Origin of the sequence: Amycolatopsis sp. 505 (genome assembly GCF_031625235.1) — a bacterium.
Taxonomy (GTDB): domain Bacteria; phylum Actinomycetota; class Actinomycetes; order Mycobacteriales; family Pseudonocardiaceae; genus Amycolatopsis.
The window spans coordinates 967,576-981,822 of record NZ_JACKQP010000001.1 but is presented as its reverse complement, the minus strand read 5'-3'; the positions used below and the strand labels follow the sequence as shown (position 1 = coordinate 981,822).

General features: G+C 69.3%; 15 protein-coding genes and 1 tRNA gene. 7 read left to right on the top strand and 9 right to left on the bottom strand.

Annotation, left to right across the window (positions count from 1 at the left end; genetic code table 11):
* On the bottom strand, nucleotides 1-882 hold the full coding sequence (locus H5965_RS04720; RefSeq protein ID WP_310968062.1) for a serine hydrolase: 882 nt from the start codon (nucleotides 880-882) through the stop codon (nucleotides 1-3).
* Between the two features lie 190 nt (nucleotides 883-1,072).
* Here H5965_RS04720 and H5965_RS04715 point away from each other — a divergent pair, with 190 nt between their 5' ends.
* The gene (locus H5965_RS04715) at nucleotides 1,073-1,690 is read left to right on the top strand and encodes a DUF4383 domain-containing protein (protein ID WP_310968061.1); all 618 of its coding nucleotides are present in this window, start codon (nucleotides 1,073-1,075) and stop codon (nucleotides 1,688-1,690) included.
* A 21-nt stretch (nucleotides 1,691-1,711) separates the two neighbouring features.
* Here the strand turns inward: H5965_RS04715 and H5965_RS04710 are convergent, their stop codons facing one another.
* On the bottom strand, nucleotides 1,712-2,713 hold the full coding sequence (locus H5965_RS04710) for an SCO0930 family lipoprotein (protein WP_310968060.1): 1,002 nt from the start codon (nucleotides 2,711-2,713) through the stop codon (nucleotides 1,712-1,714).
* A 605-nt stretch (nucleotides 2,714-3,318) separates the two neighbouring features.
* Nucleotides 3,319-4,809: an adenylosuccinate lyase family protein gene (locus H5965_RS04705; RefSeq protein WP_310968059.1), complete on the bottom strand. Its 1,491-nt coding sequence runs from the start codon at nucleotides 4,807-4,809 to the stop codon at nucleotides 3,319-3,321.
* 68 nt (nucleotides 4,810-4,877) lie between these two features.
* On the opposite strand from H5965_RS04705, the gene H5965_RS04700 reads away from it, so the two are divergent.
* Nucleotides 4,878-5,519 carry a TMEM175 family protein gene (locus H5965_RS04700; protein WP_310968058.1) on the top strand — a complete coding sequence of 214 codons (642 nt, stop codon included), beginning with the start codon at nucleotides 4,878-4,880 and terminating at the stop codon, nucleotides 5,517-5,519.
* A 4-nt stretch (nucleotides 5,520-5,523) separates the two neighbouring features.
* Here H5965_RS04700 and H5965_RS04695 read toward each other — a convergent pair whose 3' ends face one another.
* A complete protein-coding gene (locus H5965_RS04695) occupies nucleotides 5,524-6,066 on the bottom strand; it encodes a DinB family protein (protein ID WP_310968057.1) in 543 nt (180 codons plus the stop codon).
* Nucleotides 6,067-6,304: 238 nt separating this feature from the next.
* Between H5965_RS04695 and H5965_RS04690 the strand changes: the two genes are divergently transcribed.
* On the top strand, nucleotides 6,305-7,126 hold the full coding sequence (locus H5965_RS04690) for a hypothetical protein (protein ID WP_310968056.1): 822 nt from the start codon (nucleotides 6,305-6,307) through the stop codon (nucleotides 7,124-7,126).
* Between the two features lie 52 nt (nucleotides 7,127-7,178).
* Here the strand turns inward: H5965_RS04690 and H5965_RS04685 are convergent, their stop codons facing one another.
* Nucleotides 7,179-7,301: a hypothetical protein gene (locus H5965_RS04685; RefSeq protein WP_310968055.1), complete on the bottom strand. Its 123-nt coding sequence runs from the start codon at nucleotides 7,299-7,301 to the stop codon at nucleotides 7,179-7,181.
* 164 nt (nucleotides 7,302-7,465) lie between these two features.
* Between H5965_RS04685 and H5965_RS04680 the strand changes: the two genes are divergently transcribed.
* Nucleotides 7,466-7,538: transfer RNA gene (locus H5965_RS04680), tRNA-Lys, on the top strand.
* A 402-nt stretch (nucleotides 7,539-7,940) separates the two neighbouring features.
* Here the strand turns inward: H5965_RS04680 and H5965_RS04675 are convergent.
* On the bottom strand, nucleotides 7,941-9,188 hold the full coding sequence (locus H5965_RS04675; RefSeq protein ID WP_310968054.1) for a tyrosine-type recombinase/integrase: 1,248 nt from the start codon (nucleotides 9,186-9,188) through the stop codon (nucleotides 7,941-7,943).
* Nucleotides 9,189-9,449: 261 nt separating this feature from the next.
* On the opposite strand from H5965_RS04675, the gene H5965_RS46115 reads away from it, so the two are divergent.
* Entirely contained in the window at nucleotides 9,450-9,788 is a 339-nt protein-coding gene (locus H5965_RS46115) for a hypothetical protein (protein WP_396136859.1), read from the top strand.
* Entirely contained in the window at nucleotides 9,770-10,003 is a 234-nt protein-coding gene (locus H5965_RS04670) for a hypothetical protein (RefSeq protein ID WP_310968053.1), read from the top strand. Before H5965_RS46115 ends, H5965_RS04670 begins: the two co-directional genes overlap by 19 nt.
* Before the next feature lie 59 nt (nucleotides 10,004-10,062).
* On the opposite strand, the gene H5965_RS04665 is transcribed toward H5965_RS04670, so the two are convergent.
* Both H5965_RS04665 and H5965_RS04660 read right to left on the bottom strand, forming a co-directional pair.
* A complete protein-coding gene (locus tag H5965_RS04665) occupies nucleotides 10,063-12,300 on the bottom strand; it encodes a S8 family peptidase (protein ID WP_310968052.1) in 2,238 nt (745 codons plus the stop codon).
* A gap of 220 nt (nucleotides 12,301-12,520) precedes the next feature.
* A complete protein-coding gene (locus H5965_RS04660; RefSeq protein WP_310968051.1) occupies nucleotides 12,521-13,498 on the bottom strand; it encodes an ATP-binding protein in 978 nt (325 codons plus the stop codon).
* A gap of 66 nt (nucleotides 13,499-13,564) precedes the next feature.
* Between H5965_RS04660 and H5965_RS04655 the strand changes: the two genes are divergently transcribed.
* Nucleotides 13,565-13,852: a helix-turn-helix transcriptional regulator gene (locus tag H5965_RS04655; RefSeq protein ID WP_310968050.1), complete on the top strand. Its 288-nt coding sequence runs from the start codon at nucleotides 13,565-13,567 to the stop codon at nucleotides 13,850-13,852.
* A 49-nt stretch (nucleotides 13,853-13,901) separates the two neighbouring features.
* On the opposite strand, the gene H5965_RS04650 is transcribed toward H5965_RS04655, so the two are convergent.
* On the bottom strand, nucleotides 13,902-14,165 hold the full coding sequence (locus H5965_RS04650; protein WP_310968049.1) for a hypothetical protein: 264 nt from the start codon (nucleotides 14,163-14,165) through the stop codon (nucleotides 13,902-13,904).
* Nucleotides 14,166-14,247: the final 82 nt, after the last annotated feature.

Genomic DNA, 14,247 nt, shown 5'->3' with positions numbered 1-14,247 from the left:
TCAGCCCAGCAGCGTCGAGACGACCTCCGTGACCCGCTTCGACGCGGTCGCGTAGTCGACCTTGGCGGGGTGCTCGGTCAGCACCACGACGATGTAGCGGTTGTCCTTGCCGACCACGCCGGAGGTGTGCAGCATCCGCGTCGGCCGGCAGCACGACCAGCCCTGCTTCACCGCCCACGGCTGTCCATCGGCGGCGTCGGGGATGCCGAAGTACTGCCGGAAGCCGTCGGACCCGCGCTCGGTCGCGTCGCGCAGCGCGTTCAGGATCGTGGCCTGCTTCTTGGTCAGCAGGTACTGGTAGACCTTCACGATGTCGGCCGCGGTGATCCGCGTGTCGCCCCACCGGCCGGGGTCGGCGGGCGGCCGGGTACCGGTGAGGCCGAGCTTCGTGACCCAGCGCGTGACGATCGACGGCCCGCCGTAGGCCGCCCAGAACCGGCTCGCGAGGTCGTCGTCGCTGCGGGACAGCATCCGCTGGACGTCCGCCGCGGGGCCGCCCTGGTCGAGCACGGAAAGCGCGATCAGCAGCTTCACGATCGACGCGGAGGTGTACCCGCGGTTCGCCTGCACGGAGACGGTCGCGGCGCCGGACTCCCGATCGAAGACGACGGCGCTGACCTCGCCGTCGCGCACGATCCCGGCCAGCGCACCGGCGTCAACCTTGGCCGGCGGCGCTTTGGGCTCGGTCTTGGGCGCCGGCGTGGCGGACGGCTCGCTCTTGGGCGCGGCCGCCGGAGTCGGCGTCGCGGACGTCGTCGCCGCGATCTCGGTGACCGCGAGCGGCTGGGGCGCCGCGGCGGTGCTGTGGCCCGCCGTCACCACCACCGCGCCGATCGCCCCCAGGCACAGCCCCACCAGGAAGATGCCGCTCAGCTTGCGCATGACCTGGATTGCCGGGAAGGCCGCGCGCTGTTCGCCCGAACGGGGTGCTTTGTGGGATAGCTCTCGAAGGGGGCCCGAATCGGGAACGCGGGAGGGCCCTGCGGGCAAGCGCCATCGTTTCACCCACCGTGGTCGCGGGGTACTCCAGCGCGGTGACGGTCGTCACCACCCGCTGGGAAGGACTGGAGTCATGGTTCACGCGAAAGGCGCACGCATCCGGGTCCGAGGCCTGCAGCCGGCGCAGGTGCTGGCCGGACTGGCCGGGATCGCGTTCCTCGTCGTCGGCATCATCGGACTGTCAAGGACCGGCTTCGGCAATTTCGCCGGCCACCACGACGCCGGGTTCTGGCGGTTCTCCGCCAACCCGCTGATGAGCTTGGTCCGCGTCGTGACCGGCGTCGTCGGCCTGCTGCTCGCGTTCGGCTCGGGCCGCGCGCGGGCGTTCGGCTGGCTGCTGTTCATCGGCTACGGCCTGCTGTTCGTGTGGGGCCTGATGATCGACGGCCTCATTTCGAGCAACCCGTTCGCCAACGCCGGCAACCCGATGGACCTCGAGCCCGCCGACACGTGGCTGCACCTCGGCGTCGCCGCGCTCGGCCTGCTGATCGCGGTCCTGCCGGCCCGCCGCACCATCCTGCTGCCCGAGGACGAGACGGCCGACGAGCCGGTCGTCGCCGAGCAGCGCACCGAGGTCATCGACCGTGTTCCCGAAGAAGAACCGCGCCGCCGGTCGTTCCTGCGTCGTGACCACAAGGGGCGAGGCCCGGAGGTCACTCACGAAGAGCGTCCGCCGGGCCTCGCCCACTAAGAGGTTCGGGATGGTTCGGGTTCAGTAGGTGGTGCCACCCGAACCGGAATCGTTGGTCGTGGCGCCGCTGCCGGCCGGAGCCTGCTGCTGGCCGGCAGCGGTGTTCGGGTTGCTGCCGAGCTTGCAGCCGGCGGGCTCGATGACGAACCAGGTGCCGTTGACGCCCTGACCGTTCGCATCGCCCGGCTTGGTGTCCTTCGAGAAGGTGTAGACGGGCCAGCCGCCGATGGTCACCTGCTCGCTGCCGTCCTGACGCTTGATGCTGCCGAGCAGCTTCGAGTCGATGCCCTGCAGTTCCACCTTGCCCTTGGAGAGCACCGGCGGCCAGGTCTTGGCGCAGTCACCGTTGCAGGCGGAGGCCTTCTTCTTGGTGTCCTTCTGGAACAGGTAGAGGGTCATCCCGTTCTGGTCGACGATCGCATCGCCGAGGCCGTCGATCTTGCTGGCGCTGAGCTTCACGGCACCGGCTTCGGACTCGCCGGCCGCGGCCTGCCCGGCCTTCCCGCCCTTGGCGTTCGCGGCGTACCAGGCGCCCCCGACCCCCTGGCCGGTCGCGTCACCCGGCTTGGTGTCCTTGGCGTAGCGGTAGAGCGCCCACCCGCCGACGGTGATCTGCTCGGTCCCGTCGGACCGGGTCACCTTCCCGACGTTGTTCTTGTCGACACCCTGGACTTCCACGTCCCCGGTGGCGAGCACGGGCGGCCAGGCCTTGGCGCAGTCACCGTCGCAGTTGGACTTCGGCGGCTTCGCGGTGTCTTTGTCGAACCGGTAGAGGGTCATGCCGTTCTGGTCGGTGAGCACCTGCCCCACATCGGCCACATCGGCGACGACCAGCTTGGTCTCGTTCGACGCCGGAGCGGCGTTGCCGACCTGGCCGTTGTTGGCGGCCTGGCCGCCACCGGTGCCACCCGCCGCCGCAGGAGCGACAACCGGCTGGGCAGTCTCGGCACCCGAGCAAGCGGTGAGCACTGCCAGCCCGGCTGCCGCCGCGGCGACGGAGACGGCGATGCGCGTGCGAAGCATGGAAGTTCTCCTTGTGTCCGTTGGGGTTTCCCGGCCGCTCGGTGCGGCTGCCTGATACCCACTACACGGACCCCCGCCGAGGGCGGTTCAAAGAATTTTCCCAAGCCGGGTGACGGCCCGGGCCAGCACCGCCGGTGGCCTCGCCTGCGGCGGGAGTGGGTCGGCCGGGCGGCGTGGTCGCCGGGCAGCCGAGCGACGGCCGCGGCGGGGGTGGCCGCGCAGTCGGCGACCTGGCGGGGGCGGCCCGGCGGCGGCCGCGGCGAGGCGGCCGCGCAGCCGGTGGCCTCGCTGTGGGGCGGCCGGGCGGCAAGGCTGGCTGGTGCGACCGCGCCAAGGCTGGCGGGGGCAGGGGGCCGCCGGGCCGCGGGGCGGCGGCCGCGGCGGGGCGGCGGGGCTGGCTGCGGCGGGGTCAGCGGGTGCGAGCCGGGTGGCAGGGGCGCTGCGTGGCGGCCGGCTGGCGTGGCGCTCGGCCCGGCGAGGTCGGCAGCGCGTCGGATCGGCAGGGTCAGCCGCCGACGCGTAGAGCCGCACTCGCCCCGCGGCTTGCCGGACCTGCCTCTCGAGCTCCCGAATCCGTGCCGCTCGCCTCCGCCGACCTGTGGCCGCTAGTCCGAACCGCCCGGCTCGCTGCCGCCGAGGGCGCGGTCGACCAGAGCGGCCGCCGCACCGGTGTAGCCGGCTGGGTCGAGCAACTCGTCCAGCGCGGCCGGTGTCAGCACGCTGGTGATGGCGGACACCTCCTCCAGGACGTCCCGGAGCGGCCGGTCCTCGCGCACCGCCCGCCGGGACGCCTCGCCCAGCAACTCCTTGGCCGTCGCCTTGCCGAGCAGCGGCGCGAGTACCGCGGAGAGCCGCTCGGAGACGATCAGCCCGTGCGTCGACGCCAGGTTTGCCCGCATCCGCCCGGGCTCCGCGGTGAGCCCACGCGCCAGCTCGGCGGCGGTGTGCGCGGCGCCGCCGGTCAGCCGGAGGCACTCGCGGACCAGCTGCCACTCGGCGTGCCACACCCCGGCCGACCGCTCGTCCTCGGCGAGCATCGACTGCGTGACCCCCGCGGCCAGCACGGGCACCTGCAGCGCGGCCGACCGGATCAGCGTCGCGAGCACCGGGTTCCGCTTGTGCGGCATCGCCGAGGAACCGCCCCGCCCATCGGCGGCCGGTTCGGCGACCTCGCCCAGCTCGGTCCGGCTGAGCGTCTCGACGTCGACGGCCAGCTTCCCCAGCGCCCCGGCGGCGAACGCGAGCGCGCCGACGAGGTCCGCCACCGGCGTCCGCAGCGTGTGCCACGGCAGCACCGGAGCGGCCAGTCCGGTCTCCTCGGCGAACGCGGCCGTCAGCCGTTCCACGTAGTCGCCGGCGTCCGCGTCGCGAGCAGGCCCCGGTACGCCGAGGTCCGCGGCGAGTGTGGTGGCGTCGCCCCCGCCCCCGCCCCCGCCCCCGCCCCCGCTCGCCTCGCCGGCCAGGCGTGCGTACTCGACGTACGCCGCCAGCGTTCCGGCCGCGCCGCCCAGCGAGACCGGCAGCCCGCCGTCCAGGACGCGCCGGATGCGGACGGCCGCGTCCAGCACCAGCTGCCGCCAGCCCGCGGCCTTCAGCCCGAACGTCGTCGGCACCGCGTGGGCCGTCAGCGTGCGGCCGGCCATGGTCGTGTCCCGGTGCGCGCGGGCCAGCCTGGCCAGGGCCTCGGCCGTGGCGTCGAGGTCGGCGGCGAGCGGACGCAGCGTCCGGTCGGCGACCAGCATCATCGCGGTGTCGAAGATGTCCTGGCTGGTCGAGCCGCGGTGCACGTACTCGGTCGCGCCGGGCGCGAGCTCGCCGACGGCCGACGTCAGCGCCTTCACCAGGCCGACCACCGGGTTCGCGGTCGCCCGCGCACCGCGTGCCAGCTCGGCGACGTCGATCCGCGCCTTGCCCGCGGCGTCCGTGATCGCCTCGGCAGCCTCCGGCGGCACCGTCCCGAGCCGCGCCTGCGCCCGCGCGAGCGCCGACTCGGCGTCGAGCATCGCGCGCAGCCAGGCCTCGTCTCCGGTCGACGTTTCGGCCGGCGTACCGGCCCGTACCGGGGACAGGAGTCCCGAATCGCGGTCGACGGTCATGGCGTCAGCATCGCACGCGCCCGCCCTCGGCCGCGGCCGCACGACCGGGTCTGGCACGCTCACTCGCCATGACCAGCGCCCCGTCCACCGAGGACACCGCCGGCTCCGAATCCCGGGCCATCGCCGCCGAACGGCTGACCTTCTTCTCGGACGCCGTCGTCGCCATCGCGATCACGCTGCTCGCGCTCGAGCTGCCGCTGCCGGAGGGCGCCACCAGCGCCGAACTGCTGCGGTCACTCGGTCATCACCAGTCCGAATACGTCTCCTTCCTGATCAGTTTCATCGTCATCGGCGACCACTGGCGCGCCCACCACCGGCTGTTCAACTACGTCACCACGCTCGGCGGCGGCCTCGCCCGCCTCACCTTCGGCTGGCTGCTGATGCAGGTGATCATGCCCTTCGCCACCAAGGTGATCGCCGAAGACGGAGCGTTCGAGTTCCGGTTCGTCTTCTACGCCGTCGTGCAGGTCATCGCGTTGACGCTGTTCCTCCTCATGGCCCGGCAGATCCAGCGGAACCACCTGTACCGCGCAGACACCCCGCCGGAGCTCTTCGGCGCGGTCTACCGCGGGATCGGTGCGATGACCGCCGCCTTCGCCGTCTCCATCCCGGTCGCCTTCTTCACGCACTGGGCCTACGCGTGCTGGATCGTCGTTCCCCTCGTGGTCAGCCTCCTTTCGCGCTTCCGCCGCCGGTCGGCAGCCGCCTGAGCCGTCACTCGCCGGTTGCGCCGTCGATCCGCTCGCGGACCAGGTCCGCCTGGCCGATGTGCCGCGCGTACTCGCCGATCATCCGCAGCATCAGCCAGCGCAAGGTGAACGGTTCGCCGGTGCTGCGCCGGGTGCCTGTCTGCTCCAGCGAGCTGGCCGCGACGATCTCGCGGGAGCGCGCACATTCGGCGTGCCACAACGAGAACGCCTCGTCGACGTCGCCGCCGAGGTCCGTGAAGTCCTGCTCCGGGTCGTCGTCGGAGTAGTAGAGGTTCGGGATGTCCTCGCCGGTGAACTGGATCCGGAACCACCAGCGTTCGCAGCCGGTGAGGTGCCGCAGCAGCCCGTGCAGGGTCAATGTGGACGGTGGCACCGAGCGCTCGGACAGCTGCTCCGGGGTCAGGCCGGCGCACTTCAGCTCGAAGGTGCGCCGGTAGTAGTCGAGGGTCTCGGTGAGCGCCTGACGCTCGTCCGCGACCGGAGCCGGGTCGATTCTGGGCCCGGTCAGGCGCGGGGGAGACGTCACCGGGGTCGTGTGTTCGGTCATGAGCGGAGCGTGCCACAGGGGTACGACAGTTTCGGTTCGGCCGGGTGGTCGGTGACCGGGCAACCTGCGCAAAACCCCAGTTCAAGCACGGTTTCGCGAACCCGGTAACGAATCTCGGGGTGCGACGATCTGATCTTCGTCACCCTGCTGCGCACGCCAGTTTCACCGGTCGGAGCGGCACCCCTCGGTTCGGAACCAGGAGATCACGAATATGCAGCGAACCGGACGAAGAACCGCTGTGCTGGCCGCGCTGACGACAGCGGCCCTGTGCGTGGCACCCGCCGTCGCGTCCGCGGCCCCGCCCGCGAGCACGATCGACGTCAGCGCGACCACCGTGCACGCGGGCACCACGTTCACGGTCACGGAGCAGCTGACCAACCCGACGGACTTCACGGTCACGGGCGCGAAGGCGGCGCTCTACGTGAAGGAGAAGCCGATCGCCGACGTGGTGGACCTGGTCTCCTGCACCGGGGCGATCGCACCGTGCGCGCCGTACCTCAGCAGCTTCCGCGGCGGCGTCGGCGACCTGGGCGCGGGCGAGAGCCGGACGGTGACGTTCACCTTGCGCGTCAAGGACGACGTCGCGCCCGGCCAATTCACCCTCCAGCACCAGTTCGCCGGCGACAACTACGCGTTCAGCGTGGAGGACGGCCCGGCCGTCACGATCGCCCCGCCGGACGAGGCCGACGTCAAGGTCGCGCTGACCGCCACCCCCCGCGCAAGCCTGGTCGCTCGCGTCGACTACGTGATCAAGGTGTCGAACACCGGCCCGGCCACCGCGACGGGCGTCCGTGTGACGGCCAACCCGGGTGCGGGCCGCACGGTCGCTTCGACGACGGGCTGCACCCGCTCGGGTGCGACGCTGAACTGCGCGATCGGCACGTTGGCCTCGGGCGCGTCGGCCACGGTGAAGTTCACGTCCGAGGGCGGTTTCTTCGCGTGGGGCGCGTTCACCGCGACGGCCCAGCGAGCGGCGAGCGCGCCGGCGGACCCGGAAGCGGCCAACGACAAGGCGTCGAAGAAGTGCACTGCCTACACGGGCCTGATCGTCCAGTGCTGACGGCGTGACGCGCGGGGCCCAAGCCGGGCCCCGCGCGTTCGTCCACAGAGGATCAGAGCATGATCCCGTCGAGAACGACGTCGTAGGCCCCGCGTGCGTAGTCACAGGCAGCCTCGGCGATCACCCCGAGCACGACGTTGTTCTGACGCGTGGTCTCGGGCAGGTAGGGCGGCACGAACCGGTCTGACTTCCCGGCACCCGGCGGCCCGGTGAGGATCAGCAGGGAACCGGGGCATCATGGCCGGCCGGCGGGCGTGGGACCGGTCATGACCTTCGCCGGAGCGTCAGCCGGACCCGGTGTGCGAGGGGCTGAGCGGGGCCTGGCTAAACTGGGGGTACGGGCCGTTAGCTCAATTGGTAGAGCTGCGGACTTTTAATCCGTAGGTTCTGGGTTCGAGCCCCAGGCGGCCCACTACGACCATGCGTCTGACCTGTGCAAACAGTGGAATCTGTGATCTTTGCGCAGGCTGAGAAGTCCGTGTGGCCCGGTGTGAGTCCCCAGCCTGTGGGCTCGCGTGGCCGGAACGGTGTCCGGTTGGACTCAGCGTGTATGTATAGCTGAGGTCTGAGCCGGCGCCAGCGTGATGGTTTCGTTGCTGTTGTTGGGAAATGCCGTCGTAGCGTGCAGGCGATCCGCGCCTCGGCGAAGCCGCCTCGGCATATGTGCTCGCTGAGCGTGGTGTGTCCGTATGTGAGTCCCGGAGGTTGTTGACGGTGCCGGATCGGTGCACGGTTGAGCGCGACGTGAGCAACGGAGCCCAATCGGAGACCGCGGATGCTGCGCCGCAGCGCCGATCTGACGCGTTTCCGCAGCTCAAGACGGTACTTTGCGCATCTCGCAACGCGACGAACCCGCAGATTTTCGGTCCTCAGGTTCAGATTTCGTGGTAGCAGCTGGCCTGTGTAGGCAGCGGGTGGCAGTGCCTGCCACGCGTCGGCTGTGGAGCGGAAGCCGGGCTCGGTGCACGCGTCCGGGTGTCGCCGTGAACAGGGATGCGCCGATCCTCTCGGCGGCTTGGTGGCGGGTGCTGGGGTAGAGCGATATGTAGTAGTCGGCGGTGAAGGACATCGAAGCGTGTCCGAGCATCTCCTGGACGCTCTTGAGGTCGTTGCCGGCGGCCAGGGACAGCGAGGCTGCGCCGTGACGGAGATCGTGCAGCCGGATCGGCGGCAGCTGGGTGCGCCCGGTCAGCAGGTCCTCGAACTCGTGGGTGAACAAGTCACGTCGGCACGGCACCCCCGTCGGAATGGTGAACAGGTAGCGTTCGCCGCCTGGTCCTGCGGGGAGTGCGGCGCGGTTCGTGAGGTAGCGCCGCAGCAAGCCGATGGTGACATGATCAAGAGCGATTGTACGTGCGCTGTGAGGACTCTTGAGCTTCCCATCATCGTCTATCTGCTCACCTGGATCCGGCCTGGTGACGACGAACAGTTCGCGGTGTCGTAGATCCACGTCGACCTCGCGTAACGCGGCGGCTTCGCCGCGACGAAGACCGGTGACAGCCACGAGGTGGTAGTACAGGTAGCGCTTGTGTCCGGCGATGGCATTGAGGAACTCGATCGTCTGCTCTCGAGTCCACACGCATACCGGCCCCGGGCGCCATCCGGTTGCCCGCCATCGCGCGACCCGCTCGTCGGTCCACACGTACGGTCGTGGCCTCACCGCCTTCGGGAGATCAATTTCCCGGCCTCGCGCAGGGTTATGTGCAAGCAGTCCTTGACCCACCGCTGACGTCAGGGCGGAGCTCAACGTCGCGCGGATCCGCGCCACGGTCGATGGCCCCAGCCGCCCATAGTGGGACCCGACTCCATCGACGATCGCAGTAAACGCCTTCTGCACGTCGCTGACGCTGAGCGTCACTAACGGTAGTTCACCCAGCTGGGGGGTCAGGTACGTGACGATATGCTGCTGGTAGGTCCGGCGTGTACTCGGACGTAGCGCGACGCTGCGGACCCAGTCCTCCAGCCAGTGACCGGTCGTCAGCCCGATGCCTTTGCTGGTCGCTGCGACCTGCTCCCGGGCGACCTTCGCGGCCTCCTCCGAAGCGTAGCCACTCCGGCGCACTCGTGAACGAGACCCGTCCACCAGCTTGGGGCCCTCGACCGCGAACCACCACGACCCGTGCCCCTCCTCAGCCAAGCGGCGACAACGCGCACCCAGCTGCTTCCCTGTCGCCGGGCACCGGCACCCACATCGCTTGAACACACCCTTAGACGCCATATCGCACCTCTCGATCAGTTCGGGTAGATCGAACTGTGAGCGCGCTCGATCCGGTCGGCAACCTGCGAGTCGTCCGCGAGAGTCGGTCGAAGTCGGTTCCTGATCATGGACCACGGGATCGCCTTGCGTTCCCTGGGGCGGATGCGGTCGAGGCAATGGCACCGAGCGTGGCGGATTCGCTGGGAGTCGCTGCAGGTCGACCCCTCGCCCGATAGGTTTTATTTCCTTGTACCGGATGACCTTCAGGAGCGGCATCGGCCCGATGCGATTCTCAGTGACGGCCGGTGGAACGTCTTGGTGTTGGCCGGCTACTCGGTCCCCGAGGTCCCAGTCTCCCGTATGGACCCATTCGCAACGGCGATGCGAGCCAGGATTCCTGCACTGCTGTGGCACCCGCACGCTTCGCCGGCGAGATGCGCGGTCTCGTGGGTGATCTCACCGTAGGCGATGGCGCGGCCAAGTTGCCTGCGCGTACCAGGGCGTTGACGTTGAAGGGATTCGAGGGCGACGCCGATCTCGGCGCCCTCGCCAAGAATCTCGTTCTGCTGTGGGGCGATCCGAACACGCTCCTGTCGCTCGCGGACAGCGGCGACGTCACCCTGGTGAGACAGCCCCCTTGGGAAGAGCGTCGTCAGGCGGACGCTGCCGAAGCTGGATAGGTGGGCGGGCAGAGGTTCGCTTACACCCTGGCGGCAATCAGCCCCGGACTCTGGATCCGTCACTGCCAGCGTCCGCTGCCGCCGGCGCGCAGCCTGGTGCGCAACTGTACGCGCATGAGGTTGTGCAGGTCGAGGTTCGTGCGTTCCTCGTCGGCGATGTGTACGGCGAGGGCGTAGCGCTGGGTTGGATATTGTTTCTTCTGGGTATTGGTCCAGGGGCTCAGGTCGTGGCTGACGACGAGGAAGTAGTGCTCGTCGTCAGGATCCCAGGCTTTGTGGTCGAAGTCGCGGCGGATGAGGGTGTTCGATGCGACGCGCGTAGGAGGAGGGGCCATTTGCGGTCTTAGCCTCCTATTCGGCAGGTCGAGGCGTTTCAGAGTGGGGTCCGCCTTGGCCTGCTGCACGCTGGGCTGGAGCCCGTAGTGCCGTTCGACCTCGGCTTCGTCGAGGCCGCGGACGAGTTCGACGCTCATAGTGCCGGCGATGTATTCACGGCGGCTGCGCCGCACTGGAGGGTCGAACGCCAAAGCGACGCGGAAGAGCCGCTTACTGGCGCCCTCGGCGAACTCGTAGGGGACCGGAACGCGGTGGATGACGACAGAGTTGGTGGCCATGGTCGCTTCGATCGTCAGGATGGCGTTCGCGCCGCCGGATTCGAGAACTCGCTCTGCGTCCGGCACTCCGTACCCGCAGGTCCGGAGGGAGTCGGTTCCGGCGACCGCCGACTTTTCCGGGACGCGGGCGGAGAGGGCGAGCAGGGCGCGCAGCAGATTGGCGGAGGCGTCGGGGTAGCGGGTGGCGATGCGGGCGACTTCGTGTGCGACCGTCGGCGCCGCGTAACTGGTGCCGTTGTCCACTCCGATGAACCGGGCGCCTTGTGGCGGGATCGCGGTGATCACGGAGATGCCGGGGTCTCGGTAGCTGAGTTGGTTGAGTTGGTGGTCGTGGGCCCAGTTGCCGCCGTGGTGTACGAATTCCGGTTTGAGGGTGCCTGCCGCATTCTTCCCCCGCGTGGGACCGGTTCGCGTGAACGGGGACGGGCCGGCAGCCGGAGCGATGGCGACCAGTGACGATGTGCGGGCGCCGCCGGGGCGATCGCGGCGGGCAAGAGAGCCGACGGTGACCGCCAACGCCGCGTCAGCGGGTTCGGCGATGCCGGCGTCGGTGTCAACCAGGTAGCCCGGGTAGCCGTGGAGCCATCCCGAGGCGGGAACGTCGGTGTGGCGGTTGCCGGTACTGACCACGATGACGACGTCGAGTTCGCGGGCCAGTTCGTCGAGCGTGGTGGTCAGCTCGGAGGGTAGCAGTCCGTTGGCTGGCTCGTTGCGGTTGATCGAGATGGACACGACGCGGACACTGTGCTCGTCGACGAGCCATCGGATGGCTTCAGCGATGGTGACGTGGGGTTGTCCGACGACAGTGTTGGTTCTGCCGTCGAACTCGAGTACACGGGCGTTGACGACCGGGCGTGGTGTCCGCGATGGGGGTGTCCGGCGGACGAGGAATTCCAGGTCACCCCACACGGCCATTCCCGCGACGCCGGTGCCGTGGTCGTCGGGGCCGCCGTAGACATGGCCTGCCGGGAAACCTTTGGAGGCGGTGACCGCGCCGTGCAGGAGAGGGTTGGCGGTGACCGCGAGACCATCGACGATGCCGATCGGCGCGCCGTCAGGTGATGGCAACGGCACCGTGATCGCGGCGTTGACCACGTCAGCGAGGGTGACCTCCGGTCGCAACGGAGGCCGCACGCGCTCCACCCACGGCTCGGCCAGCAGTCGATCAAGCAGTGCCCTGTCGGCAATCACACGGATGACGGTGGTTTGGGGACGCGGGTCGATCGCGACCACCCGGATGGCGCTGTCGTCGCGCGAAGCGGCGCGTATAAGGTCCTCGATCGCGGCTACTCGGGTTTGAGCGTCGGCAGGGCCGGGCGACGGCCACATCACCACATCGAGCAGCTCCCGGCGGTCAAAGGTCAGGGTGTCAAGTTCGCGGTCGTAGCGGTCTTCGGGTCCGTAGAGCGCGATGTCCTCGATCGTGTCCAGCAGGTCAGCCCAGCTTTGCGGATGGTCCCAGTCGATGGGAATGGCAGGGTCTGTGCCGCCATATTCGCGCAGAACCTCACCCAGCCGGTTCCGTGACTCGCGGGTGCTGAGCACTGCATAGGTCCAGCCGGCGCCTTCACCGAGTTCCGTCAGGCCTAAGCCGCGGAACGGCCCGGTGTTCAGCCGGGTGGTTCCCCTCAGCTTCAACACGATGCGGGTGTCCAGGTCTTCGACGTCGGCATCCGCTTCCACCTGGCCCAATGCGGTGGTCTCGACGTCTCGGAGCTGAGCTCGTAAGCCGGTGGCGTGGGCTCCCCGTTTGACCTCTCGATCTTCTGAAGATCCCCCTCGCCGTCGGCGACTGCTCAAGGGCCGTCCGGGCGGCAGCGGCAGATGATCAGCCATAACCGCATTCTGCTACCAACTGCACGCATAACGCGACAACGTGAACGAATCGTAAAGAGAGCAGTGCTCACGCCCACGGACGCGAACGCGTCCGTGCCAGGGCTTCGCCCAGGTCGGAGGCGGTCACGACGTCACGACAGTCGAGGATGGCCAGCCGCAGTGCGTCATGTCCGGTCTGTTCCACCGCGGCATGGGGGAAGCGCTCCAAATCCCGCACGACCGGGGTCAGGTCCGTGCCCGGCTGCATGCGGCCGGCCAAGACACGGTCGAGCAGGATGTGTCGCTGCTCGGGAGTCGGCAGGGGCACCTCGAGAACCTCGCTGAACCGGCGCCACAGGGCCGGGTCGAGGACCTGTTGGTGGTTGGTGGCGGCCACCAGCAGCGACGGACCGGTGTACCGGTCGATCAGTTGGAGCACGGCGTTGACGACACGGCGCAGTTCGCCATGGTCGGTGGGATCATCCCGCAGCTTGCCCAGGCTGTCGAACTCGTCGAACAGCATCACGTACGCACCGGAGTGTGCGAAGTCGAACACCCGGCTGAGGTTGCTGGCGGTCTCCCCGAGGTAGCTGGACACCACGCTCTCGGTCCGGACTGTGACGAGAGGCCAGTCCAGCTGGCCGGCCAACGCGGCAGCGATGCTGGTCTTGCCGCACCCTGGCGGACCGTAGAGCAACAGAGATCGTCGGCGAGGGACTCCGGCGGCGTCCAGCAGCGGCCAGGCCGGCACCTCGTGTGTCAACTCCGCGAGGCGCGCGCCCAGTGACGGAGAAAGCACCAGATCGTCGAGCATGCTGTCGGGCGAGAGCACGTCGGCTAGCGGAAGGTCGGTGTCGCGATCGTGTGGGGGCTCCGGCAGTGGCGCGTCAGCGACGGGCATCTGCAGGCCGGAACCGCTGGCTAGCAAGCGGCGCAGGTCGCGGGCAAGCGCGACGTGGTGCTTGCTCTCTTCCTCGTCGATGATCGCTTGAGCGGCGCGACGGAACGCCAGGTCGTCCTTGTCGCGATACGCCGTAATCAGCGCTTTCAGATGTCGCCCCGCCACATCTCTACGGTAGCCCGCGTACGCAAGAGTGTCAAAGTAGTAGCGCTACAGTAGTAGCATGATCGTGTGCCGAATCGCGCCAGTCGCGAGACCAGCCGCTATCGCCTGCCGGCCGAGCGTCTGGCCGCGATCCTGAAGGCGGCCCGCCAGGACCTGGGCCTTAGCCAGCAGCAATTGGCTCAAGCTGCAGGGGTGGCGATCGGCACAGTCCGCGCGTTGGAGGGGCACCGCACCGTCGAACCGGGGTTCTTCACCGTGCTTGCGCTAGCGCAAGCTCTCCGGATCGATGCTGTCGATCTCATTGAGACGTCCGGCACGGCGTCGGCTGAGGCGGCAGCTCGCACAGATCCATGACGTCCGGGCCCTCTTGGCCGGAGCCGGAAGCGTTCTGACAACACACCAGCTACCAGGCCGAGACCTCCGGCCAGGCGGCCTTCCAGGATCGCGTGGTCGAGCTCCCTGGGCGTCCGGTCCAGCTCGGCGGCGCGTCGGCGAGCAGCCGCCGCGCGGCTGGGACGTCGACCTGGTGGCCGAGGTAGCGACTCAGCCAGTGAAGCACCTTCCGGTCCGGCTTCACCTGCTCGTCGGTGCCGGCCAGCATCCAGAGGTAGCCGAGCCGGACATCGTGCCCACCGTTGCCGTGGACGGCTCGCAGCCGGCTTTCCACGGCGTCGGCTCGACCGTCGGTTCGTCGTTCCGGCGGAGGCGGTGCAGCCGGCTCGTCTGCCTGCGGCGAGGGGGCAGCGTGC